Raw genomic sequence first — 22667 nt, 5'->3', positions numbered from 1 at the left:
AAGGACGGGAATTGCATCAAGTTCGGTGTGAACTGGCAACAAAATGGCAACGAAAGGATTGCGGTCGAACGTGACCGCGAGCACCCCCACGTTCAACTGCGGCGATGCCGGCCGGTGGGGCACGCGCTCCGTCGCGCGTGGTGAACCACGCCCCGAGGCGCCCGAGGTCGACGGGCGCCCAGCAGAGGCGTAGCCGCGACCCTACGTCAATTATTTGCCTGTGCGTTACCCGGCAGGGTGATCCTGATCCGGCAGCCCTTCCTGGACTCCGCGACCCCGATCGTCCCGCCGTGCAGATCGACCGCCCAGCGGGCGATCGCCAGGCCGAGCCCGGTGCCCCCGTCGCGCGCCTGCACGCCGTCGATGGTGCCCCGGCCGAAGCGCTCGAAGACCAGCTCCCGCTGCTCCTGGGGGATGCCGGGGCCCTCGTCCCGCACCTCGATCACCAACGCGCCCGGCGCCTGCCCGGGGCGCGCCACCACGGTGACCAGGCCGTTGCGCGGGCTGTGCTTGACCGCGTTGTCCACCAGGTTGGTGACCACCTGGTCAAGACGCTCGGGATCGGCCGTGGCCCGCAGCCCGCCGGGCACCACGTCGAGCCGCAGCTTGACGTCCGTCCTGGCATGGCCGCGCCCGAACGCCATCCGGGCGTCGCCCAGCACGGTGCTCAGATAGGACTCGACGCGGAAGTCGCGCGACTGGAGCGGCACCACGCCGTTCTCCAGCCGCGACAGGTCGAGCAGCTGCTCGACCAGCCGACCGAGACGCTCGGTCTGCCGCAGCGCCGTGGACATGGTCTCCGGATCGGCCTCCGAGACCCCGTCCACCACGTTCTCCAGGACCGCGCGCAGCCCGGCGATCGGGGTGCGCAGCTCGTGCGAGACGTTCGCCACCAGCTCCTTGCGCTGCCGGTCGGCGGCCTGGAGGTCGGCGGCCATCCGGTTGAAGGCGTGCGCGAGATCCCCCAGCTCGTCCCTGCGGGTGACCCGCACCCGGCGCCCGTAGTGGCCGCGCGCCATCGCCCGCGCCGCCGACGTCATCTCCAGCACGGGCGACGCGAGGCCCTGCGCCACGAACTGCGTGACCAGCAGCGAGGCGATGATCGCGATGATGGCGATCACCTGGAGGCCGATGTCGGAGCGATAGGCGAGCAGCAGCAGGACCGTGGTGATCCCGACGGAGATGATCACCAACCAGCCGAGCGCCGCCTTCACCGAACGGAACGGGTCGAGGGGGCGCAGCACCCGCCACAGCGTGTGGCCGTAGCGTCGCGCGGTCGACTCCCGAAGCACCTGCCGGTCAGCCCTCGGCGGTGGCCTGGCCCGTGGCGCCGTTCTCCCCGGCGAACCCGGGCGGCGTCTCCAGGGCGTAACCCACTCCGTGCACGGTCCTGATCCGCTCGGCGCCGATCTTCCGGCGCAGCGCCTTCACATGGCTGTCCACCGTTCTGGTGCCCGAGGCGTCGGCCCAGTCCCAGACCTCGGCCAGCAGCTGCTCCCTGGTGAGCACCGCGCGGGGCGAGCGGGCCAGGCACATCAGCAGGTCGAACTCGGTGGGGGTGAGGTGGATGTCCTTGCCGGCGGCGCGCACCCGGCGCTGGGTCCTGTCGATCTCCAGGTCACCGAGCCGGACGCTGCCGGGGCGCGGCGTGGTGGCCGCGACGGCGGCCCGCTCGATCCTGCGGAGCAGCACATGTGATCTGGCGACCAGCTCCCGCATGGAGAACGGCTTGGTCATGTAGTCGTCGGCGCCCACGCCGAGGCCGACCAGCATGTCGGTCTCGTCGTCCCGCGCGGTCAACATCAGGACGGGCACCGGGCGTTGCGACTGAACGCGGCGGCACACCTCCAGGCCGTCGAAGCCCGGCAACATCACGTCGAGGATGAGCAGGTCGGGGTGCCAGGAGCTGGCGGTCTCCACGGCGGCGGGGCCGTCCGCGGCGGTCTGCACCAGGAAGCCCTCGGCGCGCAGCCGGGCGGCGATGGCCTCGACGATGGTGGGGTCATCCTCGACAACCAGGACACGCCGCTGAGCCCCGGGGGTCGCCACGGTCGCGTTGTGGTGGCCAGCCCGCTCCGCCGCCTCCGGCTCGGACAGGCCGCCCGTGGGCGACGGCTTCTCCTGGTGCTCTCGATCCATTGGCGTTGTCCTGATTTCTGTTTGAGTCATCTATCCCGCCCCCGGGAAGGTCGTCATGCCAGACGGCTGGTGCTGGCGGTCAATGCCCTGATGAGCACTGCACAGCAGCGTAAGGCGGAAACTCAGGGCTCGGCTACGCGCTCCGGCTGGCGAGATGATGGCTGGCGAGAAACAGCACGTCGGGAACGCCTCGGACAACGGGCACCTCTTCGGTGCGAACGCGATCGAAGCCGGCATCTCGCAACATGTCAGGGAATGTCGCTGACGGTTGTGCGGACCACACAACGAGCGCCCCACCGGGGGCGAGTGCCGCACGGCACGCCGCCAGCCCCGTCGGGGAGTAGAGGCTCTCGTTGTCCTCGGTCACCGTCCAGTCGGGGCCGTTGTCGATATCGAGACAGAGAGCGTCATAGCGGGCACGGGTCTCGGCTTCGCGCAGATGGGCCAGTAGGTCGTTCTCGACCAACTCCACCCGGGGATCGCTCAACGCGGCGCCGGAGATGTCCGAAAGCGGTCCGGAACGGTGCCATTCGATGATGGCGGGCTCCCGTTCCAGCACGGTGATCCGTCCCCAACGCGGTTCGGCCGCGGCCTCGGCCAGCGAGAAGCCCACGCCGAGGCCGCCGATCAGCAGCCTCGGGGCCCGGGCGGCGAGCGCGCCGAGCGCGGACCGCACCAGCAGGCGCTCGGAGCGGCCGTCCGAGGTGTCCATCAGGAAGCAGCCGTTGGCGATGATCTGCAACAGCTCCCCGTGCCGGCGCAGCACCACCTCGCCGAAGGGGCCGGTGCGGCGGTCCAGCACGAGGGGGCGGCCGTCGTCGGGAGCCGTGCGCTCGTCGGGGGGGTGTGGGGGGTGTGGGGGGTGCGCTGGATCTTCTGGAGGTGCGGGGTGCCCGGGGGAGGAGGCCATGGGGACATCCTTCCGCATGGCGCTGCCCTCCCCCGGGCGGGCGGTCAGCCGTTGGCCAACGCCTGGAGTCGGTCGTAGGCCCCGTTGAAGAGGTTGTGGTCGCCGACGGTGGGCCCGGTCGAGGTGTACTGCCAGAAGGTGTGGAAGCCCCAACCGGCCGGCAGCGTCCCCGGGGTCGACGCGTAGCGGGCGATCCAGAGCGGGTTGGTGTTCCCGAAGCTCGCGTTGTTGCCCGTGCACTGGGTCCACCAGTCGGTGGTGGTGTAGATCACCACGTCACGTCCGGTGTGCGCCCGGTAGGTGTCGCTGAAGTCGCGGATCCAGTTGACCATCGCCGACTGGCTCAGGCCGTAGCAGGTGGAGCCGTACGGGTTGTACTCCAGATCCATCACCCCCGGCAGCGTCTTGCCGTCGGCCGACCAACCGCCGCCGTTGGTGGCGAAGTAGGTGGCCTGGGCGGCGCCGCTCGACGCGTTGGGCAGCGCGAAATGGTAGGCGCCCCGAATCATCCCGACGTCGTACGAGCCGTTGTACTGCTGGGTGAAGTAGGGGTTCTTGTAGCTGGTGCCCTCCGTCGCCTTCACATAGGCGAACTTGACGCCGCTGTTCCAGAGCGTGGACCAGGCGACGTTGCCCTGGTGGCTGGAGACGTCCACGCCCTCGACCGAGGCCAGCGGGTCGATGTCGCCGGGCGGGACGTAGCTGGTGTTGCCGCCCTCGTGTTCGAGGACGGTGGAGCCCAGGTGGGCGGAGCCGAAGTCCGGGTGGTGCTCGGGGTTCTCCGGGGGGCCGCCGTCCTCGGCGCTCGCCGCGCTGGGGGCGGTGAGGAGCAGCGCGAGGGCCGCGCAGAGCGCGCCGACGAGGGTGAGCAGGGTGCGGGGTGTGTGGGGGGTGTGGGGGAAGCTTCGGGTGCGGCGGCGGAGTGGACCGCCGTGCGCGACCGAGCCGGGAACGGGCATGGGACTGCCTTCCGGGACCGTGGTGTGGGGGGACGAGATGGTGCGCGCCGGCGGCCGTGGGGTGGCCGTAGCCGATGCGTCTTCTTCGACGGTAACGCGGGTAGACAGCCCGGGACATGGGGGTGCGCAGTTGCCTCGGGCCCGGTCCGCTGAACGACGTGAAAGCGGGGCCCTGCTCGGGCGGAGCGGTGCCGCGACGGGGTGCCGCTCGGCGGCGAACGGACGGCGGCGGGGGGCGGGTTGCTCCCGGGCGGCGGGGCCCTGCTCGGGCGGAGGGGAAGCGGCGGGTGTGTTTCTGGGGGGCGGTGGCTGGTTGGGGCGTGGATCGGCGGGGTGGGTGCCGGGGAGTCGGGTGGCCTGATCGGGTGGGGGAGTGTGGCGGTGGGGTGCTGGGACGGCGTTCCGGTGGGGCGGGGCCTGGAGTTGGGTGCCTCGGGTGGCCGGCTGGGGCCCTGCTCGGGCCGAGGTCTGCTCGGGGCGGTTCGGTGACGCGGTGTCGGCGGAACGTAGGAAGGCGAACTCCCGGCCTCTGCCGCGCATATGGGGGCGGCGGCCGGGATCGGGCGGGCGTGTCCGGGGCTGCCCGGGTGGGGCATGTATGTCCGCTCTCGGTCGGGGCGCGCGGGCCAGCGAAAGGGGACGGGGCGCGCGCCGGGAGTGGGAAAGCATGTTCCCGGCGCGCCCCCTTGAGGGCGGGCGTCAGCCGGCCAGGCCCACGATCACCCCGGTGGCGTCGTCATGGGTCTTGCCCCGCGGGTGCGCCTCGCCTTCGGGGTCGGCGGACTCGGCGGCCCTGACCTCGGCGATCATCGCGGCCGGGCCCCGCTCGGCCAGTGCGGTGAGCAGCTCCGGCCAGTCGCCGAGAGTGAACGTCTCCACCCAGCGGCCGAGCCCGTCGGTCAGGGCCGCCACCGTGTGCACCCGTTCCCTCGGCAGCGAGCCGGTGACGGCGAGGGTGGCGACCGACGGGTCGGCCGCCGCGGTGAAGAATCCCCCGGGCGCGTTGCGCGCGCCCTCCACGAAGGCGACCCGCTGATCGGGCGGCAGCCGGCGGGCGGCCGGCCGCAGTTGGTCCAACCGGTCGTCAAGCACCGCGCGCACCACGCCCGTTGACTCCCGAATGAGCAGAATAGAGTCGGAGAGCACCAGATATTCCACTGACTGGGCGTTCCAACGAACGCACACCACCGTGGCCTGGGGAGTGCGTCGGTGAGAAAGGTCACAGCTGGCCCGGTGGGCGTCCGCGGTGCGTGTGATGGAGTGGGCCAGACACTCCGTCAGGGGCACGCTGGGTGTCGCGCCGATCGCCGTCAGCAGCGCCCCGCCGAGCCGGGCCGAGAACCACGCCACCCCGTGTTCACAACCGGAATCGCCCGCCGGAGCGGTGACTCCGTCAAGCACGACCAAGGCGCCGCCGCCGGCCTCGGTCGGGGTGGCGAACGCCGCGAAGTCCTCGTTGGGGTGCCCGGTTGCTCCGGGCTCGGTGGCCGACTGGATGCGCATGTCCAACAGTCTGCCGTAGGGTGGCATTTGTTGGCGTTCGCTGCGGAAAGAGCCGATAGGTGCTGGGCCGGAGCTGATCTTGCCAGGAGCTGGGACGGAACACCAGCGAAAACCAGCCGAACTCATGGAGTCACCACCCCGACCGGCTGCCCTGAGCTTGTCCGCCAACTCCGGGGTGTTGTTCACTCCTTCGGGTGGCGAGGTCGGCCAGACCGCCTCCCGCCTGGTCGGCGCTGGCAAGGTCGGAGCCGAAGTGACGAGAATGCGAGCACAGGTGCGGAAGACGACATCGCGGGACGACGACGTTCCTTCTCCTTCCACACCGTCGGGTTCCCGGTCTCACGCGGCACGCCGACGGAGGGCCCGGGTCCGTACCCGGCTGTTGATCGCCCTGCTGTTGACCGGCATCGCCGTGCTGACGGCGGGGGTGCCGGCGGCGGTCGATCGTTATCGGGATCTCAGCGACACCCAAGCGCTGCTGGACGAGGCGGCGTTGGGGCAGCGTGCCGTCTCCCTGTCCCATATCCTGGCCGACGAGCGGGACGCGCTGGTGGTCGCGGCGGCCACCGGGGGCGCCGCGCTGGAGACGGCGCTCACGGACGACGCGGTGGCCCGCGCCGACCGGCGCACCGCCGAACTGCGCGAGGGCGTGGACGCCCAGCTCAGGGAGCTGCTGGAGACGCTGCCCGAGACGCGCGAGCGGGCGCTCGCGGGGGAGAGCTCGCCGGTCGAGATCCACGACGGCTACACCGCGCTGGTCGAGGAGTTGGACGGCGTGTTGCGCGCCGTCAGCCGGCGCACGTCGGGGGACGCCACCAGCGCCACCAGCGACGCGCTGCCCGATCTGGCCCGCGCGGTGCACGCCTCGTCGGCCACCCGGGGCCTGTTCGCCGCCGCCCAGGCCGGCGAGGGCGGTCCGGACGCGGAGCTCACCGCCCTGGCGCGGCGGGAGGCGATGCGCGAGGCGGCGGCCCTGGCCGACTTCCACGCCATCGCCGACCAGGCGGGCAGGGACGCCTACCAGCGGACGGTCACCGGCGGCGACGCGGAGGCGGCCGAGGAGTTCCTCCTCGCCCTCACCGACCCGCTGGCCCAGGACGCGGCCGGTGTCGACGGCGGCATGGCCGAGGTCGCCGAGGCGCTGGAGGCCAGGACGGGGCTCCAGCGCGGTGTGCTGGCCTCGTTGGCCACCGAGTACACCGAGGACGTCGAGGCGCTCAGCGATGAGGAGTTGACGGAGCTGATGATCACCGTCGCGGTGATCATCGTGGCCCTGTTGCTGGCCCTGGCGGTCAGCGTGCAGACGGCCCGTTCGTTGACCAGGCCGCTGGCCGCCGTCCGTCTCGGCACCCGTCGGGTCGCCTCCGACCCGGTGGGTCAGGAGCCGGTCAGATACGTCGGCCGCAACGACGAGTTCGCCGAGGTGGTCGCCTCCGTCAACGCCCTGCGGTCGCGGGCCGAGGAGCTCCAGCGCTATGCCGCCGAGGCCGAGCAGGACAGCGGCGGGCTGCGCGCCGAGCGGGATCGACTCCTCGCCGAGCAGCGCGAACTGACGGCCAGGCTGGCCGCCTTGCACGGCGCCGTGCACGGCATGTTCGCCCACCACGCACAGCGGCTGTTGGATCTGGTGGAGGAACAGCTCTCGGTGATCGAGGGCCTGGAGGAGCACGAGACCGATCCCGACCAGCTGGCGGTGCTGTTCTCCGTCGACCACCTCGCCGCGCGGATGCGCCGGCACAGCGAGAACGTGCTGCTGCTCGCCGGTGCCGAGCCGGTGCGGCTGCTGGACGCGCCCATGCCGCTGATCGACGTGGCGCGTGCCGCCGTCAGCGAGATAGAGCGCTACGACCTGGTGGAGACGGTGCCTCCGCCGCCGGTGCGGATCGTCGCGAGGGCGGCCCGGGACATCAGCCACCTGCTGGCCGAACTCCTCGACAACGCGGCGGTGTTCACCCCGCCGGGCGCCCGGGTGCGGCTGTCGGGGGCCTGGCGGGCCAGCGAGCTGATGCTGACCGTGGAGGACGAGGGCCGCGGCCTGTCGGAGGGCCGCCTCGCCGCATTGAACGCGCGGCTCGCCGACCCGGTCACCCCGCCGCCAGGATCGGACGCGGGCAACGGGCACGGCATCGGAATGGGCCTGTACACGGTGGCCAGGCTGGCCGCCCGGCACGGGTTGCGCTGCCGGCTGGTCGCCCGCCCAGCGGGCGGCACCACGGCCGAGGTGCTGGTGCCGGCCACGCTGGTGGACCAGGGCGGCGCGGCCGATCCCGGCCTCGCCGGCGAGACGATGGCGGGCCCCGGCACCGGTGGCTACCCCACCGTCCCCGCCGCCCGCACGGGCGCGATGCCGATCGTCCAGCCGCACCCGGGGCCCGGCTACGGCGGGCACGACGCGATGCCGGTGGCGCCCGACGAGGCGCCGCGCCCCGGGCGGCACGCCAGCCCGCCGGCGCACAGCGGACTTTCGGGCGCCCCCGGCGCCCCGGTGCCCGGCGGCGAGCTGCCGTCGCGTGAGCGACACCCGCACGCCCAAGAGCACTCCAGGGCGCCCGACAGCGCGCCGGCGGTCACGCACAGCGGCCTGCCGCTCAGGACCAGGGTGGCCTCCGCCTCGTCGTCGGGGCAGGACACGGGACGCAACCGCACGGTGGACGCCGAGGAGCTCCGCCGCCGGCTCGGCGGCTTCCAACGGGGGGCCAGGGAAGGGCACCGGGACGCCGCACGGGCGGCGGACGGGCAACTCGGCGGGGAGATCGGCGGTCACCCCGGCGAGCGGCCCGGCCCATATGGAGAGGAACAGCCTTCATGACCTCGGGGACTGGAACGCGGCAGCAGGCACAGAGCCACGGCGGGCGGAACCTGCGCTGGCTGCTGGCCAAGCTGGTGGACGAGGTGCCCGGGGTGATCTCGGTCGCCGTGGTCTCGACCGACGGTCTGCCGCTGCTCTCCTCGGAGACCGGCCAGGACGGGCAGCCGGGGCCGGGGGGCTTCACCGGGCCGCCCACCCCGCGCTGGCCAGGCGGGACGCCGAGCGGCGCCGCGGCCGACCTGGCCACGGTGGTCTCGGGCCTCGGCAGCCTCACCAACGGGGCCGCCTCGCTGATGGACGGCGGCTCGGTGAAGCAGACCATGGTGGCGATGGAGACGGGCAACCTGCTGGTGATGGCGATCAGCGACGGCTCCCTGCTCGGCGTCTACACCGAGCCGGACGCCGATATCAGCGTGGTCACCTACCAGATGGCCCTCCTGGTCGGCCGCGCCGGCCACCTCCTCACCCCGGAGCTGCGGGCGGAGCTGCGGCAGGCGACCAGCCCGATGCGCTGACCGCACGCCGGCGCGCGGGCCCCGGGTTCACGCCCGGGTCGTCGGCCGCACCGCGCCCTGGACGGGGAGGACCGCCAGCGGGGTGACGGCCACCGGCTCGCCGGGGGCCGGCGGGTGCACCACCGAGCCCTCGCCCGCGTAGACGGCGATATGGCTCGCGTCGTCGTGGTAGATCACCAGGTCGCCGGGCTGGAGTTGGTCGAGCGGCACCCGAGGCAGTCGCTCCCACGCCCGCGCGCTGGTGCGCGGCACGGTCGCGCCGGCGTGCTCCCAGGCGCGCATCGCCAGGCCCGCCGGATCGAAGGCGTCGGGTCCCTCGGCGCCCACCTCGTACGGCTTGCCGCGCTGCGCGAGGGCCCAGTCCAGCGCGCGCTGCCCGGCGGCGGATCCCGGACGGTCGTCCGTCGGGGGGTGCTCGGCGAGGAACTCCCGCTGCGCCTCCGCTGTGGTGCGCTCCTCCAGCGTGGCCAGCTCGGTCAGCCGCTCCTCGTCGAGCCCGGCCAGCAGGCCCGCCACCTCGTCCAGCCGCCGGTGCGCCTCGTCCCGCTGTGCGCGCTGTCGCTCGACGAGCGTCCGCTGTTCGTCCAGGGCCGCCGTGGCCTCGCCGGCGAGGCCGGCCGCTTGGCTCTCGGCCTCGGTGAGCCTGCTGATCTCGGCCAGCTGGGCGCTGGCCGCGCGGCGGGCCACCGTCCCGTCGTGCAGCGCCCGAGCCGGGTCGTCGCCGGTCAGCAGCAGCCGCAGCACCGGCGGGAGGTCGGCGGCCCCGCCGTGGCGGTACTGCGCGGCGGCCAGCGCCCCCGCCGTGCGCCGGGCGTCGGCCAGGCCGCTCCTGGTGTCGGCCAGTCGCGCGGTGAGCCGGTCCACCTCGGCGCGCTGCTCCACGAGCCGCTCCTCGGTCTCGTTGAACGCCTCGGTGGCCGCGCCTGTCTGTTGGTGGAGGGCGCGCAGCTCGGTCAACAGGGCGCCGACGTCGCCCGGTTCGCCGGGCGGCCGGCCGCTCTCGGCCGCCGCCGGGCCGCTGACCGAAGCGGTGGTGGCGAACAGCAGCCCGGCCAGGGCCACGGTGCCTCGGCGCATCAGATGACCTCTCCGTCGTCGTGCCCCCCGCGGGCGCGAGCGACGCAGCGATGGTGCGCACGGCTTCGCGCCGGGCGCGCGCTGGGAGGCGCGAACGGGTGACCGCGCTATTCGCCCTGCTCCGGCTGCCCGCGCTGCTCCGGCTGCTCGGGCTGTTCGTGTCGCTCGCGCTGTTCGCGCTGTTCAGGGCGGCCGTCCTGGGCGGCCGGCTTCGGCCGCAGCCGCTTCCGGTAGGCGCGGCTCGGGGTCGCGTCCGGGGCGTGGACGTAGCGCCAGCCCTTGGGCAGCGCGAGCCGCCGGGTGTAGCCGGCCGGCTCCAGGTGGTAGACGTGCACGGCCTCGATGGTGCCGTCGTCCCCCGGCACCGGCACCTCGTAGACCTTGGACGGCTTGCCGGTGGCGCCCACCAGCACGGGCAGCGTCTCACCGTCGAGCGGGCCGCCGACGAAGAGGGTCTCCAGGGATCTCATCCGCCGCAGTCTAGGTCGCGCGCGCCGGCGTCCGCCGGCCCGGCCGCGCCGGCGTTCGGGCGTCCACGGGCGCCGGCGCTCAGCTGTCCACGGGCGCTGGCGCGAGCGCCCCTATCGCGCGCTCCAACAGGGACGCCACCCGGCCGTCCGGCGGCTCCAGCGCGGATGCCGCACGCAGCATCCGCGCGGTCTGCCGGTCGTGGGTGGCCGTCACGGTCAGCTGTGCGACAAACAGCTCGACCAGGTAGTCCCGCAGCTCGGCGAGGGTCAACTCGCCCTCGTCCAGGGAGAGCAGCGACATCGCCTCGACCGAGGTGATCCAGGTGCGCACGGAGGTGCGCAGCCAGGGCCCGGGGCGGCGCACGCTCATATGACGCAACACCTGTTGCGCTGCCGCGCGCCGTACCCCGTCAACGATCGCCGTGGTGTGCGCCGTCTCCACCACGCTGCCGCCGCGCAGCAGGGCGGTGAAACCCTCGCCGTGTTCGGCCACGAAGGAGAGATAGCGGTCGAGCGCACGGCCCAACCGGTCGCTCAACGGCCCGTCGGCCGGTACGTCGAAGCAGTGTTCCAGCTGGTCGGCGGCGTTGCGCAGGGCGGCCTCGTAGAGTTGCTGCTTCCCGCCGGGGAAGTAGCGGTAGACCAGCGGACGGGAGACCCCGGCCCGCCGGGCCACCTCGTCCAGCGACACCTCCTCGGGAACGCTCCGCGCGAACAGGTGTTGCGCCGTGGTGATCAGCTGAGCGCGCCGCTCGTCCACGGTCAGGCGGCGGTAGGCCGGGACGCGTGGTTCGGGGTGGCCGGTCATGGGATGCAGCGTAGTCGCCCGGGCACGTCACGCGAGGGGGCGACCGAGCGGCGGACGGCCGCGATGGGCCGCCGATGGTTCAGGCCAACAGGCCCGAGCGCCGCCACATATGGCGGGCCGGACCGCGCAACACCCCGATGTCGTCGAGGAAGTCCGTCAACCGTCGCGCCCCCTCCCGCATCACCTCACGCCGGTGTGCGCTCTCCCGCGCCTGGGCCACCGCCTCGCGCCGGTCAAGACCCACGTCGGTGTACACCTGAGGGTTCACAAAGGCGACGGAGAAGATCCGCGCGAACTCGCCGCTGGTCAGCCGCGTCAACTCCCGCTCCCAGCGCGGCGCGGTGAGCATCTGGCGGCGCAACTCCTCCCTGGCGTATCTGACATGCCGCGCCTCCTCCACCACATGGATCCGGGTGACGCCCCGGATCAGCGGCTGCACCCGCTCGTCGGGGAAGGTGAGCCGCTGCATCCAGTCGAGGATCTCCTCGCCGAGCAGGGTCGCGACAAACGACCCAGGCGTCGTCGAGAAGGTCTTGAACACCCGCGCCAGCTGGTGGTGCGGGGCGGCCGGTGGATAGTTGGGCGTCCCACCCTTTTTGATCACACGTGCGAACATCATCGAGTGCCGGCACTCGTCGGCGATCTCGGTCAGCGCATAGCGGACATGCGCGCTGGTGGCGGGTTTGTCGTAGATGTGTCGCACCAGCAGCTGCATCAGGATCAGCTCGAACCAGATGCCCAACGAGGCCAGCGCCGCCGCCTCGTGGCGGGAGAGCGCGATCCGCTGCTCGGGGGACATCCCGTACCAGAGCGGCGTGTCGTAGAGCGACACCAACTCCGGTGGCCAGTACCAGAGATCGGGATCCCAGGGCTGGTCCCAGTCCAGCTCCCGATCGGGATCGAACGAGTGCAGCGCCGACGCGGCGAGCAGGCGTTCCGCCACCTGCTCCCGGTCCTTGAGCGCACCCAGCGAGTCCCGCGGCGTCGTCAGATCCGCCACTTCACCGGTGATACCCATGCTCTTATGAGACTCCGCGTCAACAAGACCGTCAATCCCGCGCACCCGACTTTTCCGAAACGGGCCGCGCCACGGGCGGCACGGACAGCTGACGCGGACAGCAGACGCGGACGGGCGGCACGGACGGGTGGCGCGGACGGTGGCGCGTATGGAGGGCGTGGACGGGGGGCGCGGGGATGTAGAACGGGACCGTGAACACCGCCAGTTGGGAGACCGCCGGGCAGCTCGTCGCCTGGCTCGACGAGCACAGCGCCGCGACCACGCCCGAGGTCACCCGTCTGCTGCGGGTCCTCAAGATCCAGGAGGAGGCGGGCGAGGTCGCCGAGGCGCTCCACGGGGTGATGGGCTCCAACCCGCGCAAGGGCGCGAGCCATGACTGGGCGGATGTCGAGAAGGAGCTGTGCGATGTGATCCTCACGGCCATGGTCGCGCTGGCCACGGTCAGCGACCGGGCCGAGGAGGTCTTCCAGCACCACCTCGCCCGGGTGGCCGCCCGTTCGTTGGACGCCTCGGCCGTCGACCGGCCCCACCCCCTCCCGAGGAGAGGGGATCCCGATCGCGTCACGGGCGCCGGCGGGCGCCATGACCTGGGAGGTCATTGAGTCGGCCGCCGGTTCGATGCGACCTTCGTGTCAGACGACGCGGGCTGCGATCCGGTGCGGTCGGCAGGGAACAGGGAGGTCCAGCGATGAGTACCTACACGGCAGTTCACGCCACGTCCGGGAGTTCACTGCGCACGGTTCTGCGCGTCGACGGAGTGAGCACCATGCTCTTCGGGGTGCTGTTGGTGGCCGGCGGCTCGTTGCTGAGCGATCCACTGGGCCTGCCGGTTCGGTGGTCGCTGCCGCTGGGTATCGGGATGCTGGCGGGTGCCGCGCTGCTGCTGTGGATCGCCGCCCGCCCGAGCGTCAGCCCGGGCCTGGCCCTGACCGTGACGGTCGGCAACGGGGTGTGCGCCATCGGGATGGTGGCGCTGGCGGTGAGCGGGGTTATCGACCTGACGGGCCTCGGCGTCGCCTTTATGCTCGTCGGCGCCCTGGTGGTCGCGGTGTTCACCGAGTTCGAGTACCTGGGCTACCGCCAGGTCGCCCGGACCTGACGCGCGCACCACGAGCGGAGCAGCATGAGCGGCACCAAGTGGACCACCAGGCCCGAGACCGACGCGGATGTGGCGGCCGTCCGTCGGATCAATCTGGCGGCGTTCCCCACCGCCGAGGAGGCCGACCTGGTCGACGCGCTGCGCGCCGACCCCGCGTGGATCCCGGGCCTGTCGCTGCTCGCGGTGGCGACGGACGGCACGCCGGTCGGCCATGCGCTGCTCACCCGCTGCCGGGTGGGGGAAGGACCGGCCCTGGCCCTGGCCCCGGTGGCGGTCCTCCCCGAACACCAGGGCCAGGGCGCGGGTTCCGCCGCCATCGAGGCGGCGCTGGGCGCGGCCAGGACCCGCGACGAGAATCTCGTCGTGGTCCTGGGACACCCCGCGTACTATCCGCGCTTCGGCTTCGGCCGGGCATCCCAACAGGGCATCAGGGCCACCTTCGACGTCCCCGACGAGGCCCTGATGTCCCTCGCCCTCCACCCCGACCGCCCCACCCCCACCGGCACCATCCACTACCCGGTGCCCTTCGGCATCTGATTTACATCAGGTTCATGTGGCGGGGAGTTGAATGCTGATGTCGGCGTCGGCGGCGTCCAGGGCTTCCTGGATGGCTTGGTTCTCTGTGAGGGAGGTGATCGGTGCCCAGCGGGTGTGGGGGTGGGTGTCCTCGGTGGCGTCGGGGACGGTGGGGGTGTGTCCGCCGTCGAGCACGTAGGTGAGGGACACCGGATCGGTGTGGGTGACGCTGATGGCGTAGGCGTCGGTCACTCCCCGGTCGTAGCCGGTGGTGTCCATCAACGTCTGCCGGGCGGTCAGGACCGGACAACTGCCGGATGGAACGGTGCCGTTGGGGAGCGTCCAGCCGTCCGTGCCCTGGACCATGAGGAGGTGGCCGTCCCGGGTGGTGGACAGCGTCATAAAAGTGATGTGCACGAAAGGGGTTGTCCTTGTTGGTCAGTTGAGGGCGATGAGGTAGCCGGTCAGGGCGGTGCAGAGGCACATCAGCCCGACGAACGCGGGTCCGAAGGCGCGGTCCAGAAACGCGACCACCGGCTTCTGCGGCGCCGGCCCCGGGCTCTCGTCCTCGTGCCGACGGCGCACCACGCGCCAGTGCTTCTCGGCGCGAGCCAGGAACAGGTCATGGTCCGGCTCCTGGGCGGTGTGCTGGATCGCCCACACGGCAACGGGGTGCGCGTCGTTGTCGAAGAGCGGCGAGCGCGCCGGGCAGGACATGCACTCCACGCCGTAGATCCCATCCGGCGCCCCGGGCCCCAGCTCATCGGTGAGCACCCAGTCCGCACCCCTGATGATCGGGTTGCCGGTCATGTCGCCGCACCAGCCTCGAACCGGTAGGCCCGCGTGAGGTGTTCGCGATAGGCGAGGTGCTCCGGATGCAGGGCCAGATGTTGCCCGGCCCACTCCGCCCCGTCCTCCGCGTCCTGCCCCTTCGGCCCAAAGAACCCGCACGCTACGCACTCCATGACAAACGAAGTTGCTTCGCCGTCGTCCGGCACGAGCCTGAGGTCCGGCGAGTCGCAGCCGCGCAACGTCACGGCAACTCCCCGCTCTTGACGCGGTAGTTGACCTCACTGGCCGCGTTCCGCGCCCGCAGCCGGGCGAGCAGCGCGGCGTGCGGGTCGGGCTCCGAGGTGCGCTCGGGCTCCTCAGGCGGAGCTTCGGTCGGTTGTTCGTTGGGTGGATTCGTCATCAACTGCCCCAGGTTCGGTGATCAATGGCTCACCGAACGTAAGGCGCCCCAAGGTGGGGAAGAGGCAGGGAATGTGCCCCTGGAACAGGTGTTCAGGTGGTGAGTAGGCCGATCTTCACCGCCAGCGTGGCGGCTCGTTCGCGTCGGGAGGGGGACCTGGCCTCGGCTTCCTCCAGCACGATGCGTCGTGCGTAGCCGTTCCACCGGATGGTCTCCGGAGCGGCTTCGTATGCCTTCTCCAGCGTGGCCAGCGCCGCCTCCGGCTGTCCGTCGAGTTGGTAGCCCCTGGCCTCCTCGATGCGATGGCGTGCGCGGCGGGGCCTGGAGGGGATGGCCGTCCCATCGGCTCCTGTGGCCTGGCGTACCGCCTCGCCGCCGGCGTGGAGTTCGACGGCGATCGTCACCGCGTGCGCCCCCATGATGGCCTGGGAGAAGGAGGTGATGGGGTGGAAGTACTGAGAGGGAAGCCGGTCGGCGATCCCACGGGCGAGGTCCCAGTGGCGCCAGGCGGAGCCGGCGTCGCCCCGCCGGGCCGCCGTGTAGCCGGTTTCGAAGCTGAGCGCGCCCGCGATGGCCCGGACGTCGTTCGACGCGTCAGCAAGGCGTGGTTCGAGAAAGCGAAGGGTGTCACGGGTGAGTCGGTCCGCCGCCTCGTAGTGCGAGGGGCCGGTGTCGCGGTGCGCCTGGGCCATCAGCCAGGCCGCCACCCCGATCGCGTGCGGGTCCTCGGACTCCTGTGCCGCCACCATCCCTCGTTCGGACACCCGCCACACCAGGGCCGACTCCGGTTGGTACGCGAGAAAGAACTGCGCCAGCTGGTAGGTCTCCGCGAGGAGCACCTGGGCACCCCTGCGGTCCGCACTGGTTTCGGCATGGCGTACGAGCAGTTGGGCATCGTGCATCAGCCCGGGCAGCATGCTCCCGATGACCTCGCGGTGGTGCGAGGACGAGTGCCGAGCCGACCAGGCCCGCATCAGCCGGGCCTTGAGGTGGGCCTTCGGTGGGGGCTGCCCGCTCTCCATGGGGAAGGTGTTCACCGCGTCGGCGACGGCGCCGAGCCGCTTGTGGCCGGGGCCGATGAAGAGGGCGGCGTGCGTGGGATGTTCGCCGACCAGCTCGGACAGGTCGCGGACCCGTAGCGCCTCGGCGATGCGCAGGATCATGGGGAGTCGCGGGGTGTGGAGTCTGCCCGCCTCCACCTGTTTGACCCAGGAGGGAGACATGCCGACAAGTCCGGCCAGCAGAGGGCGGCTCATGCCCCGCCGCGTGCGCAGCAGTTGCATGCGCTGACCGAACGAGAGCGGATCGGTGCCGGGAATCGAACCGGGTTCCATGGACATGCCGCACGCCTCTCCTTGAAGGGCAGGACACAGCCAGAGTAGAAGGAGCGCGCCGGCGCGGGGAGCGAACTCGCCCCGACGATGGACCACAGCCGGATCGGGGCCTCCCGGCCGCGTCGATGGAGCGTTCACGACTGCCTGCGGTGCTCTGGTCCGGAGGAGCGAGTGGGACGGTGACCCACGCACCTCCGGACCGGCGACGCGGCACCACATGGCGTTCTTTCGACCGAGCCGGCCGCCGACGCGGGGTGCGTGCCGACGGCCGGTGCTGTCAGTGGAGGGCCACGGCTAGGGGCGTCATTTAGGTGTCATTGAGGGCCCGTTCTGGCTATCGTTTTCGCATGAGCGCACCCAACGCAGCGCTGAAGGCGGTCCGGATGGGCCTGCTGATGAGTCAGGACGATCTGGCGCGGGCTCTGCGGGACGCGGGGGCTCCCGGGGCGTCCAAGCGCCTGGTTCAGCGGTGGGAGGCCGGCGATATCCAGACGCCCCGCCCCCTGCACGCCCGAGCGCTGGAGAAGGTGACCGGCGCGCCCATCGAGGCCCTGGGGTTCGCAACGCCCGTTCCCCTGGCGCGCATCAGCGACGACGGGCGGGGCGGACACGATGTGGAGAGCCCGGAGGCGCGGTCCCAGGCGATCCTGCCGAGGTCCGTTCCCGAGCCCTCCACGGCACAGGCGCGGGGTGCCTTCTCAGGGATCTGGCTGTCCCGTTACGAGTACTTCAGTTCCGGCCGCGACGGGCGGTATGTCGGTCAGCACTACGTTGTCCTGCTCCAGCACGGGGACGCGTTGACGGTCCGCAGCCTTCCGGGCTCCTCGGACTCCGCGCTGTCGATCGATCTCCAGTTGGACGGCGGGGTCGTCACCGGCACCTGGTCGGAGCAGACGTCCCCCGAGAGCTACTACTCCGGGGCCCGATACCACGGCGCCATACAGCTTCTGGTCGATCCGACGGGGCGCAGGATGGCCGGCAAGTGGATCGGATTCGGGAAGGAGTTCGACGTCAACACGGGCCCGTGGGATCTGATCTTTCAGGACGCCTCCACATCGAGAGCCACGATGGGCTCCTTCAACCAGCCCCCACCCGAGCCGTCTCCCGACCAGTAGATGGCGTGGTGGGGGGTCCCGGGAGGAGGGGGATGGTGAGGAGGATGACGAGGAAGGTGGCTGTGGTGAACCAGAAGGTGTGGCGGAAGCCGTCGAGCACCCCGTTCGAGGTTTGGAAGATCAGGGTCACCACGGCGACGCCGAGGGCCGCGCCCAGTTGGTTGAGCATGTAGAGCACGGAGCTGCCCTGGGCCACCTGGTGTTCGGGCAGGGTGCGGTAGGGGGAGCCCATGGTGGGGGCGGCGAGGAAGCCGAGGGCCACGCCGAGGAGCAGGGCCGTCGCGGAGAGCTGGAGTTCGTGGGTGCCGGCGTCGACGCGGGTGAAGCCGAGCGTGCAGAGGGCGGCGAGCAGGGTGCCGCCGGTGGCCAGTTGGCGGGAGCCGACGCGGTCGGAGAGGCGGCCGGCGATCGGCATCGACAGGGAACCGCCGATGCCCACCGGGGCCATCAGCAGTCCGGCGGCCAACACGCCGTGTCCGTGCGCCTGTTGGAAGTAGAGCGGCAGGGCGAAGAAGGCCGCGAAGTTGATCAGCCCACTCAGGCCCATGATGGTGACGCTGGCCGTGAAGCCCCTGCTGCCGAAGAGCCGCAGGTCGATCAGGGGGTGTGCGGCGCTCGTGCGCAGCGCGTGGGTGGTGTAACCGAGCATCAGCGTGGCGCCCAGGAGCAGTGGCAGCAGCGCCTGCCAGGCGGAGAGGCCGCCCTGTTCGGCCGTCTGGGAGAGGGCGAGCACCAGCGCGGCGAAGCCGGGGGCGAGCAGCGCCAGCCCCAGGACGTCCAGCCGGACATGGCCGCGCCGCTCCCCGGCGGGCGGGTCGGCGGGCAGGGCCCGGTGCGCGAGCAGCAGGGCGACCAGGCCGAGGGGGACGCTCAGCAGGAACATCCAGCGCCAGGAGAACACCTCAAGGACCGCTCCGCCGGAGACGGGGCCGAGCGCCGGGCCCAGCGCCAGGACCACGCCCATCAGCCCCATCACCCGCCCGGCCCGCCGAGGTCCGGCGGCTCGGGCCAGCAGGATCAGCACCAGCGGGTCCAGCACGCCTGCGCCTATGCCCTGGAAGGTACGGAAGGCGATCAGGCTGCCGACGTTCCAGGCCAGACCTGAGGCCAGCGAACCGGTCACGAACAGGCCGAGTCCGATCAGCCACAGTCGTTTCCCGCCGTAGCGGTCCACGGCCCAGGTGGTGAAAGGGATGGTCGCCGTGACCGCCAGCAGGAAGCCGGTGGAGGTCCAACCCGCCGTGCTGAGCGAGGTGTCGAACGAGACCGCCAGGGTGTCCGTCGCCACCGCGGCCATGGTGCTGTTGAGGATCCCCAGCAGTCCGCCCAGCAGGACAACGCCGATGAGCGCGAGCAGGCGGGGGTCCAGACGATCGCCATCCGGCGAGAGTGAACTCATGGGTTCAAGTTAGTGATCCCGCTGGTTCGCACGCAACCCCGGGCCGACCATAAAAATGAACCGACGGGTACACTCGGTTCATGGCAGCGACCCCGACGGCCCATGGACGGATCGACAGGCGACAGGACAGGCGGCAGGCCATCCTCGACGGCGCGTTCACCGTCTTCGCGCGCAAGGGCTACGCCGACGCCTCCGTGCGGGACATCGCCACCGAGGCCGGCGTCGCCAAGCCGACGGTCTACAACCACTTCGCCGACAAGGCCGCGCTCTTCCGGGGCGCCCTTGAGGCCACCGCCCAGGCCAAGCTCGCCGAACGCGTCGCCACCATCGAGCCGCTCTACGACCCGGGCGACGACCTCCTCGGCACGCTGGAGAGCGTTGGCCACCAACTGCTGCGCGCCCATGGTGACTCCAGGTCCTGCGCGCTGCGGAGGCTGCTCTACGCCGAGGTGACCCGCTTCCCCGAGGCCCTCGACCTGGTCAGCGCGTCGGGGCCGCACCGCGTGGTCCACGCGTTGGCCGATCCGCTCGGCCGCCTCACGCTGGCCGGTCGCCTGGGCGCGCGGGACCCGGCGCGCGCCGCCGAGCATCTGATGGCGCTGCTCAACGGCCCGATGGAGGCCCGCTCCCGGATGGGCACCCGGGACGTCCCCGACGAGGAGTTGCGGGAGGTCGCGACGGCGGCGGTGGCCACGTTCCTCCTCGCCTACGGCCCGGCGGCGTAGCCCCAGGCGCGGCCCACTCCGGGGCCGAGGCCCATTGCGTGGCGGTATCCCGCTCGTTTGGGGCGTTGCTCAACAGTTCGGGCGTTGGCGTTGGCGTTGGCGTTGGCGTTGCGGTCGCGGATCGTGCTGGCTTGCACCGAGGGGCTCAATTCTGGAGACATCCCGTCGGCTCGACATTGCCGCGAAAGTGGTCCGCACCTGGCGGCGTTTCCTGAAGTGTGGTCCCGACAGCTTGTCCGACGAGCCTGGCTTGGCGCGCCAAGGAAGATCACCGAGGTCGTCGTGGAACGAGTGACTATCAAGACGCTGGAAGAGACAGCCGGAAAATGTTACTCACTGGCCACTAGGGCGGTGGCCGTGGCACAGACATTGTCGCAGTTCGCGACCTCCCGGACCTGGCAGGCGTTGGCCCTTTCCCCGCCCATCCGCAGGCATTTCATGTTGCCGACCCGTTTATCGTCGGCAAAGCCGTCGACGTCGTAGTCCCCTATCTCGATCCGCCCGGAGAGAGTCCTAGCTACGTGCATGGATGAGAAGTCGGAGGTCCAGTCCCGGAACCCGTTCTCAGCCGGTCCTGTTGACGAATCCCGGCATTCCCGAGCGACGCGTACGCAGCTATTTTCGCGCCGGTGCTGCCACCTTGTTCGCCCCACTGGAAGTCCTTACAGACAAAGTGATCGACTCCTGTGCCATCGCCACCGCGTCACGGAGTTCACACCCATTTTGAAGTGTGTTTGATGTGGCCAACTACGCCGCTTACAAGTGGCTATGAGGTGGTGTTGCTGGGATGGCGGTTCGCGGGTCGACACGTGTTCGTGATGCACCACAATCGGGAGCAATCCGCTGCGGTGCCCGGTCGGGGGACGCGAACACACTTCGCGCAGGAGCCGAGCCTTGGCGAGCCTCCTAAGCGTCCGTCCGGATCGCGGCTCACCAGCGCATACCATCCTCCCTGCAAGACCAAGTCTGGCTCCATCACATGAGCGATGGAGCCAGAGCCCACGGTCTTCAGCCTTTTGGTGGACCGGGGGATCCTCAGTCGCGCACTGTCCGAGAGGCAGTCAGGGAACTTAGTGGGGCCCATCCTACCTGTAGTCCAATATTCAGACGTTCATTCGTCAGAATGGCCTCACCTGTACGACGGTGGATGACCGTTGACATCTGCTCATTCGAGGACCAGGGGCAGTCTCAGCTGTGGTTCCGGGAACGCCCGAGCGAACAGGTCCTCGAATTCCGCCCTGTCCTTCGAGATTCTCATCAGCATGATGACATGCGAGATCTGCTTGTCAAGGTGACTATTTCCCGTATCGGCGCTGAGTCGTTGGTGATGTTTGTATCGCCGGCGCCCATTCGCTTGGCGCGGGTTAACCTTCTGCAGCTCTTCCAGGACGCCGTGCGGGAGTTGCTCATAAATGTATCTATTGACCAGGGTTCCTACATACGGACTTCTCTTCGACGTTCCGGGCTTGTATTCCCATCCTTGAAGTCGGTAAATTTGCTCGAAGAATTCGTCAGGAAACGTCTTGATCCAGGGGCGATATTCCGTCGCCACGTAGGCTTCCAGTACCTTCTGTAGCTCTCGGCGAGCTCGAACCTCCTGGTAGCCTGTCGCTTCATCGACTAGTGCAATAATGCCTACGCGTGCGAGCCCTCTCACAAGAGTCTCTGCAGCGTCGACTGCACGTTCTTGACTCTTGAGGAGTACGCCGTTCTTCCGAGCCTCAAGATAAACTTCACACATATCCGGAAGTACGCTCGCCGGATAACCAAGGGCGCGCGTTCCAGAGGGTGTACGGTAGCGGATAAGTTCATTGAGTACGTCGTTGAGCGTGTCTGAGGCGAACGGGCGGAGATTTGCAGCCAGAATACTCGAACCCGCAGACCCGCCCTTGGCTCGACTGTTGCGGCCAAGAGCCGTTAGCATCGTCCCCTGGTTGATTACGCGGATTCCTCCGTCTAGTACCGCGCAAACAATTCGCGTGTTTCCGATCTGAATTTCTCCGGCGTGAGTCGCCTGTGCGCACCCGCCAGGCAGGCGATCGGTTTCACCGGCAGAGTGGAGACGGACTGCTGTCACTTCCTGTCTTTTCGTCAGGCTTGTGGGTGACGTGTTGAATTTCTCTCTCACCTTATTCTCCGCCGCTTCACTCAAGCGCCCAACACGAAAAATGCCAGATCTAGCATACAGGGATATGTGGTTCTCGGGGAGCCGCTAGCTGAGAGGATCAGTCGAAAGAGTGAATAATGGCGGCGTTGCCGCCAGTTCGTGAGTAGAGTGCAAGTAGGTAGGTCGAGTATCCGTCTCTAGGGGCTCAGCAGATTAGGGGGTGTCAGCGACTCCATGGTGTAACTGATGTGTACACGGCGGGCGAATTCTGGAGTCAGTCAACTTTGCTAGTGGTGACAATACTTTTCGAGGCGGCTATCCTGCGCTTGATGTAATGTGCCGAATCTGATGCGGTCGCGGTATTGTTTACGTGTCTATGTATCTATATTTGGAATTCTTGTATCCGCATAGCATGTGTGACATTACGGCGTGGCCGGCGATGTGTGTCGGAATCGCTATCAGGGTGGGCTGCGGAGTGCGTGATGGATAGGCGCCTCCGCTGATTATTGGTTTGCCATGTCCACTCGTTGCGGATTGCGGCCAGCGCAGTCGCCTCGTGGAATTATCTCAGCTACCCGCTCCGAGACTGGGTCTTTCTCCGCCCCCCGCTGTGCCTCGCGGTAGCTGCGGGAGACGGCCATCAGCCCGTCGAGGGCGTCGCGGGTGCGGATCAGCTCCTCGATATGGGTGGAGAGCCGGTCGCGCTCCTCCGCCATCCGCTCCAGCGCGATATCGGAGTTCTCCGCGCTCGGCTTGTCGACGCAGGGCAGCAGCTCGGTGATGGTGCGGCTGGACAGCCCGGCCGCGAAGAGCCGTTGGAGGAAGCGGACCCGGTCGACGTCGTGGTCCGTGTAGTGCCGCTGCCCGCTGGCGCTGCGGGTGCTGGTGAGCAGTCCGCGCTCCTCGTAGTAGCGCAGCGACCGGACGCTGACTCCGGCGCGGGTGGCCAGTTCGCCGATGCGCATGGGGTCT

General features: G+C 70.2%; 23 protein-coding genes and 1 pseudogene. 7 read left to right on the top strand and 17 right to left on the bottom strand.

Annotation, left to right across the window (positions count from 1 at the left end):
* Positions 1 to 206: 206 nt before the first annotated feature.
* The 5 genes from K4G22_RS08355 to K4G22_RS08335 form a co-directional block, all read right to left on the bottom strand.
* The gene (locus K4G22_RS08355; protein WP_228079256.1) at positions 207 to 1292 is read right to left on the bottom strand and encodes a sensor histidine kinase; all 1086 of its coding nucleotides are present in this window, start codon (positions 1290 to 1292) and stop codon (positions 207 to 209) included.
* Positions 1293 to 1299: 7 nt separating this feature from the next.
* A complete protein-coding gene (locus tag K4G22_RS08350; protein WP_228079255.1) occupies positions 1300 to 2139 on the bottom strand; it encodes a response regulator transcription factor in 840 nt (279 codons plus the stop codon).
* Between the two features lie 133 nt (positions 2140 to 2272).
* Entirely contained in the window at positions 2273 to 3049 is a 777-nt protein-coding gene (locus K4G22_RS08345; RefSeq protein ID WP_228079254.1) for a spermidine synthase family protein, read from the bottom strand.
* 44 nt (positions 3050 to 3093) lie between these two features.
* Positions 3094 to 4008, bottom strand: coding sequence for a lysozyme (locus K4G22_RS08340; RefSeq protein WP_228079253.1), 915 nt, complete (start codon positions 4006 to 4008; stop codon positions 3094 to 3096).
* A gap of 699 nt (positions 4009 to 4707) precedes the next feature.
* On the bottom strand, positions 4708 to 5511 hold the full coding sequence (locus K4G22_RS08335; RefSeq protein WP_228079252.1) for a protein phosphatase 2C domain-containing protein: 804 nt from the start codon (positions 5509 to 5511) through the stop codon (positions 4708 to 4710).
* 382 nt (positions 5512 to 5893) lie between these two features.
* Here K4G22_RS08335 and K4G22_RS08330 point away from each other — a divergent pair, with 382 nt between their 5' ends.
* The gene (locus tag K4G22_RS08330) at positions 5894 to 8320 is read left to right on the top strand and encodes a sensor histidine kinase (RefSeq protein WP_228079251.1); all 2427 of its coding nucleotides are present in this window, start codon (positions 5894 to 5896) and stop codon (positions 8318 to 8320) included.
* Positions 8317 to 8835 carry a roadblock/LC7 domain-containing protein gene (locus K4G22_RS08325; RefSeq protein ID WP_228079250.1) on the top strand — a complete coding sequence of 173 codons (519 nt, stop codon included), beginning with the start codon at positions 8317 to 8319 and terminating at the stop codon, positions 8833 to 8835. Before K4G22_RS08330 ends, K4G22_RS08325 begins: the two co-directional genes overlap by 4 nt.
* A gap of 27 nt (positions 8836 to 8862) precedes the next feature.
* Here K4G22_RS08325 and K4G22_RS08320 read toward each other — a convergent pair whose 3' ends face one another.
* The 4 genes from K4G22_RS08320 to K4G22_RS08305 all read right to left on the bottom strand — a co-directional run bounded on the left by K4G22_RS08320 (position 8863) and on the right by K4G22_RS08305 (position 12208).
* The gene (locus K4G22_RS08320; RefSeq protein ID WP_228079249.1) at positions 8863 to 9912 is read right to left on the bottom strand and encodes a C40 family peptidase; all 1050 of its coding nucleotides are present in this window, start codon (positions 9910 to 9912) and stop codon (positions 8863 to 8865) included.
* A 107-nt stretch (positions 9913 to 10019) separates the two neighbouring features.
* A complete protein-coding gene (locus K4G22_RS08315; protein ID WP_228079248.1) occupies positions 10020 to 10382 on the bottom strand; it encodes a hypothetical protein in 363 nt (120 codons plus the stop codon).
* 79 nt (positions 10383 to 10461) lie between these two features.
* Positions 10462 to 11190: a TetR/AcrR family transcriptional regulator gene (locus tag K4G22_RS08310; RefSeq protein WP_228079247.1), complete on the bottom strand. Its 729-nt coding sequence runs from the start codon at positions 11188 to 11190 to the stop codon at positions 10462 to 10464.
* 79 nt (positions 11191 to 11269) lie between these two features.
* Positions 11270 to 12208, bottom strand: coding sequence for an AurF N-oxygenase family protein (locus K4G22_RS08305; RefSeq protein ID WP_228079246.1), 939 nt, complete (start codon positions 12206 to 12208; stop codon positions 11270 to 11272).
* A 191-nt stretch (positions 12209 to 12399) separates the two neighbouring features.
* On the opposite strand from K4G22_RS08305, the gene K4G22_RS08300 reads away from it, so the two are divergent.
* The 3 genes from K4G22_RS08300 to K4G22_RS08290 all read left to right on the top strand — a co-directional run bounded on the left by K4G22_RS08300 (position 12400) and on the right by K4G22_RS08290 (position 13844).
* Entirely contained in the window at positions 12400 to 12810 is a 411-nt protein-coding gene (locus K4G22_RS08300) for a MazG-like family protein (RefSeq protein WP_228079245.1), read from the top strand.
* Between the two features lie 86 nt (positions 12811 to 12896).
* Positions 12897 to 13307 carry a hypothetical protein gene (locus tag K4G22_RS08295; protein ID WP_228079244.1) on the top strand — a complete coding sequence of 137 codons (411 nt, stop codon included), beginning with the start codon at positions 12897 to 12899 and terminating at the stop codon, positions 13305 to 13307.
* A gap of 24 nt (positions 13308 to 13331) precedes the next feature.
* Positions 13332 to 13844 carry a GNAT family N-acetyltransferase gene (locus K4G22_RS08290; protein WP_228079243.1) on the top strand — a complete coding sequence of 171 codons (513 nt, stop codon included), beginning with the start codon at positions 13332 to 13334 and terminating at the stop codon, positions 13842 to 13844.
* Positions 13845 to 13856: 12 nt separating this feature from the next.
* On the opposite strand, the gene K4G22_RS08285 is transcribed toward K4G22_RS08290, so the two are convergent.
* The 5 genes from K4G22_RS08285 to K4G22_RS08265 form a co-directional block, all read right to left on the bottom strand.
* Positions 13857 to 14240, bottom strand: coding sequence for a hypothetical protein (locus K4G22_RS08285; RefSeq protein WP_228079242.1), 384 nt, complete (start codon positions 14238 to 14240; stop codon positions 13857 to 13859).
* A gap of 21 nt (positions 14241 to 14261) precedes the next feature.
* Positions 14262 to 14633, bottom strand: a complete 372-nt coding sequence (locus tag K4G22_RS08280) for a DUF7848 domain-containing protein (RefSeq protein WP_228079241.1) — start codon at positions 14631 to 14633, stop codon at positions 14262 to 14264.
* Entirely contained in the window at positions 14630 to 14860 is a 231-nt protein-coding gene (locus K4G22_RS08275; RefSeq protein ID WP_228079240.1) for a DUF7848 domain-containing protein, read from the bottom strand. Before K4G22_RS08275 ends, K4G22_RS08280 begins: the two co-directional genes overlap by 4 nt.
* Positions 14857 to 15015, bottom strand: a complete 159-nt coding sequence (locus K4G22_RS08270; RefSeq protein ID WP_228079239.1) for a hypothetical protein — start codon at positions 15013 to 15015, stop codon at positions 14857 to 14859. Before K4G22_RS08270 ends, K4G22_RS08275 begins: the two co-directional genes overlap by 4 nt.
* 92 nt (positions 15016 to 15107) lie before the next feature.
* Positions 15108 to 16355 (bottom strand): helix-turn-helix domain-containing protein, encoded by a 1248-nt coding sequence (locus K4G22_RS08265; protein WP_425336628.1) that lies wholly within the window; start codon positions 16353 to 16355, stop codon positions 15108 to 15110.
* A 341-nt stretch (positions 16356 to 16696) separates the two neighbouring features.
* On the opposite strand from K4G22_RS08265, the gene K4G22_RS08260 reads away from it, so the two are divergent.
* The gene (locus K4G22_RS08260) at positions 16697 to 17464 is read left to right on the top strand and encodes a helix-turn-helix domain-containing protein (protein ID WP_228079238.1); all 768 of its coding nucleotides are present in this window, start codon (positions 16697 to 16699) and stop codon (positions 17462 to 17464) included.
* Here the strand turns inward: K4G22_RS08260 and K4G22_RS08255 are convergent.
* Complete coding sequence (locus K4G22_RS08255; protein WP_228079237.1) at positions 17427 to 18863, bottom strand: DHA2 family efflux MFS transporter permease subunit; 1437 nt, start codon at positions 18861 to 18863, stop codon at positions 17427 to 17429. The genes K4G22_RS08260 and K4G22_RS08255 overlap by 38 nt on opposite strands.
* 80 nt (positions 18864 to 18943) lie before the next feature.
* On the opposite strand from K4G22_RS08255, the gene K4G22_RS08250 reads away from it, so the two are divergent.
* Positions 18944 to 19588 carry a TetR/AcrR family transcriptional regulator gene (locus K4G22_RS08250; RefSeq protein WP_228079236.1) on the top strand — a complete coding sequence of 215 codons (645 nt, stop codon included), beginning with the start codon at positions 18944 to 18946 and terminating at the stop codon, positions 19586 to 19588.
* A gap of 1165 nt (positions 19589 to 20753) precedes the next feature.
* Here K4G22_RS08250 and K4G22_RS08245 read toward each other — a convergent pair.
* Positions 20754 to 21740: a P63C domain-containing protein gene (locus tag K4G22_RS08245; RefSeq protein ID WP_228079235.1), complete on the bottom strand. Its 987-nt coding sequence runs from the start codon at positions 21738 to 21740 to the stop codon at positions 20754 to 20756.
* Positions 21741 to 22300: 560 nt separating this feature from the next.
* Positions 22301 to 22660: pseudogene (locus tag K4G22_RS08240) on the bottom strand (MerR family transcriptional regulator); the annotation flags it as partial.
* Positions 22661 to 22667 lie beyond the last annotated feature (7 nt).

Source organism: Streptomyces profundus (assembly GCF_020740535.1).
In the GTDB taxonomy this organism is placed as follows: Bacteria; Actinomycetota; Actinomycetes; order Streptomycetales; family Streptomycetaceae; genus Streptomyces; species Streptomyces profundus.
This window is presented reverse-complemented; position numbering and strand designations above follow the sequence as displayed.

What these genes read in the sequence shown, in the direction of transcription:
- K4G22_RS08325 (WP_228079250.1), top strand. Translation starts at nt 8,317, where the DNA reads ATGACCTCGGGGACTGGAACGCGGCAGCAGGCACAGAGCCACGGCGGG.
- K4G22_RS08335 (WP_228079252.1), bottom strand. Translation starts at nt 5,511, where the DNA reads ATGCGCATCCAGTCGGCCACCGAGCCCGGAGCAACCGGGCACCCCAAC.
- K4G22_RS08350 (WP_228079255.1), bottom strand. Translation starts at nt 2,139, where the DNA reads ATGGATCGAGAGCACCAGGAGAAGCCGTCGCCCACGGGCGGCCTGTCC.
- K4G22_RS08340 (WP_228079253.1), bottom strand. Translation starts at nt 4,008, where the DNA reads ATGCCCGTTCCCGGCTCGGTCGCGCACGGCGGTCCACTCCGCCGCCGC.
- K4G22_RS08260 (WP_228079238.1), top strand. Translation starts at nt 16,697, where the DNA reads ATGAGCGCACCCAACGCAGCGCTGAAGGCGGTCCGGATGGGCCTGCTG.
- K4G22_RS08280 (WP_228079241.1), bottom strand. Translation starts at nt 14,633, where the DNA reads ATGACCGGCAACCCGATCATCAGGGGTGCGGACTGGGTGCTCACCGAT.
- K4G22_RS08305 (WP_228079246.1), bottom strand. Translation starts at nt 12,208, where the DNA reads ATGGGTATCACCGGTGAAGTGGCGGATCTGACGACGCCGCGGGACTCG.
- K4G22_RS08320 (WP_228079249.1), bottom strand. Translation starts at nt 9,912, where the DNA reads ATGCGCCGAGGCACCGTGGCCCTGGCCGGGCTGCTGTTCGCCACCACC.
- K4G22_RS08250 (WP_228079236.1), top strand. Translation starts at nt 18,944, where the DNA reads ATGGCAGCGACCCCGACGGCCCATGGACGGATCGACAGGCGACAGGAC.
- K4G22_RS08270 (WP_228079239.1), bottom strand. Translation starts at nt 15,015, where the DNA reads ATGACGAATCCACCCAACGAACAACCGACCGAAGCTCCGCCTGAGGAG.
- K4G22_RS08295 (WP_228079244.1), top strand. Translation starts at nt 12,897, where the DNA reads ATGAGTACCTACACGGCAGTTCACGCCACGTCCGGGAGTTCACTGCGC.
- K4G22_RS08310 (WP_228079247.1), bottom strand. Translation starts at nt 11,190, where the DNA reads ATGACCGGCCACCCCGAACCACGCGTCCCGGCCTACCGCCGCCTGACC.
- K4G22_RS08315 (WP_228079248.1), bottom strand. Translation starts at nt 10,382, where the DNA reads ATGAGATCCCTGGAGACCCTCTTCGTCGGCGGCCCGCTCGACGGTGAG.
- K4G22_RS08290 (WP_228079243.1), top strand. Translation starts at nt 13,332, where the DNA reads ATGAGCGGCACCAAGTGGACCACCAGGCCCGAGACCGACGCGGATGTG.
- K4G22_RS08345 (WP_228079254.1), bottom strand. Translation starts at nt 3,049, where the DNA reads ATGGCCTCCTCCCCCGGGCACCCCGCACCTCCAGAAGATCCAGCGCAC.
- K4G22_RS08255 (WP_228079237.1), bottom strand. Translation starts at nt 18,863, where the DNA reads ATGAGTTCACTCTCGCCGGATGGCGATCGTCTGGACCCCCGCCTGCTC.
- K4G22_RS08265 (WP_425336628.1), bottom strand. Translation starts at nt 16,355, where the DNA reads ATGTCCATGGAACCCGGTTCGATTCCCGGCACCGATCCGCTCTCGTTC.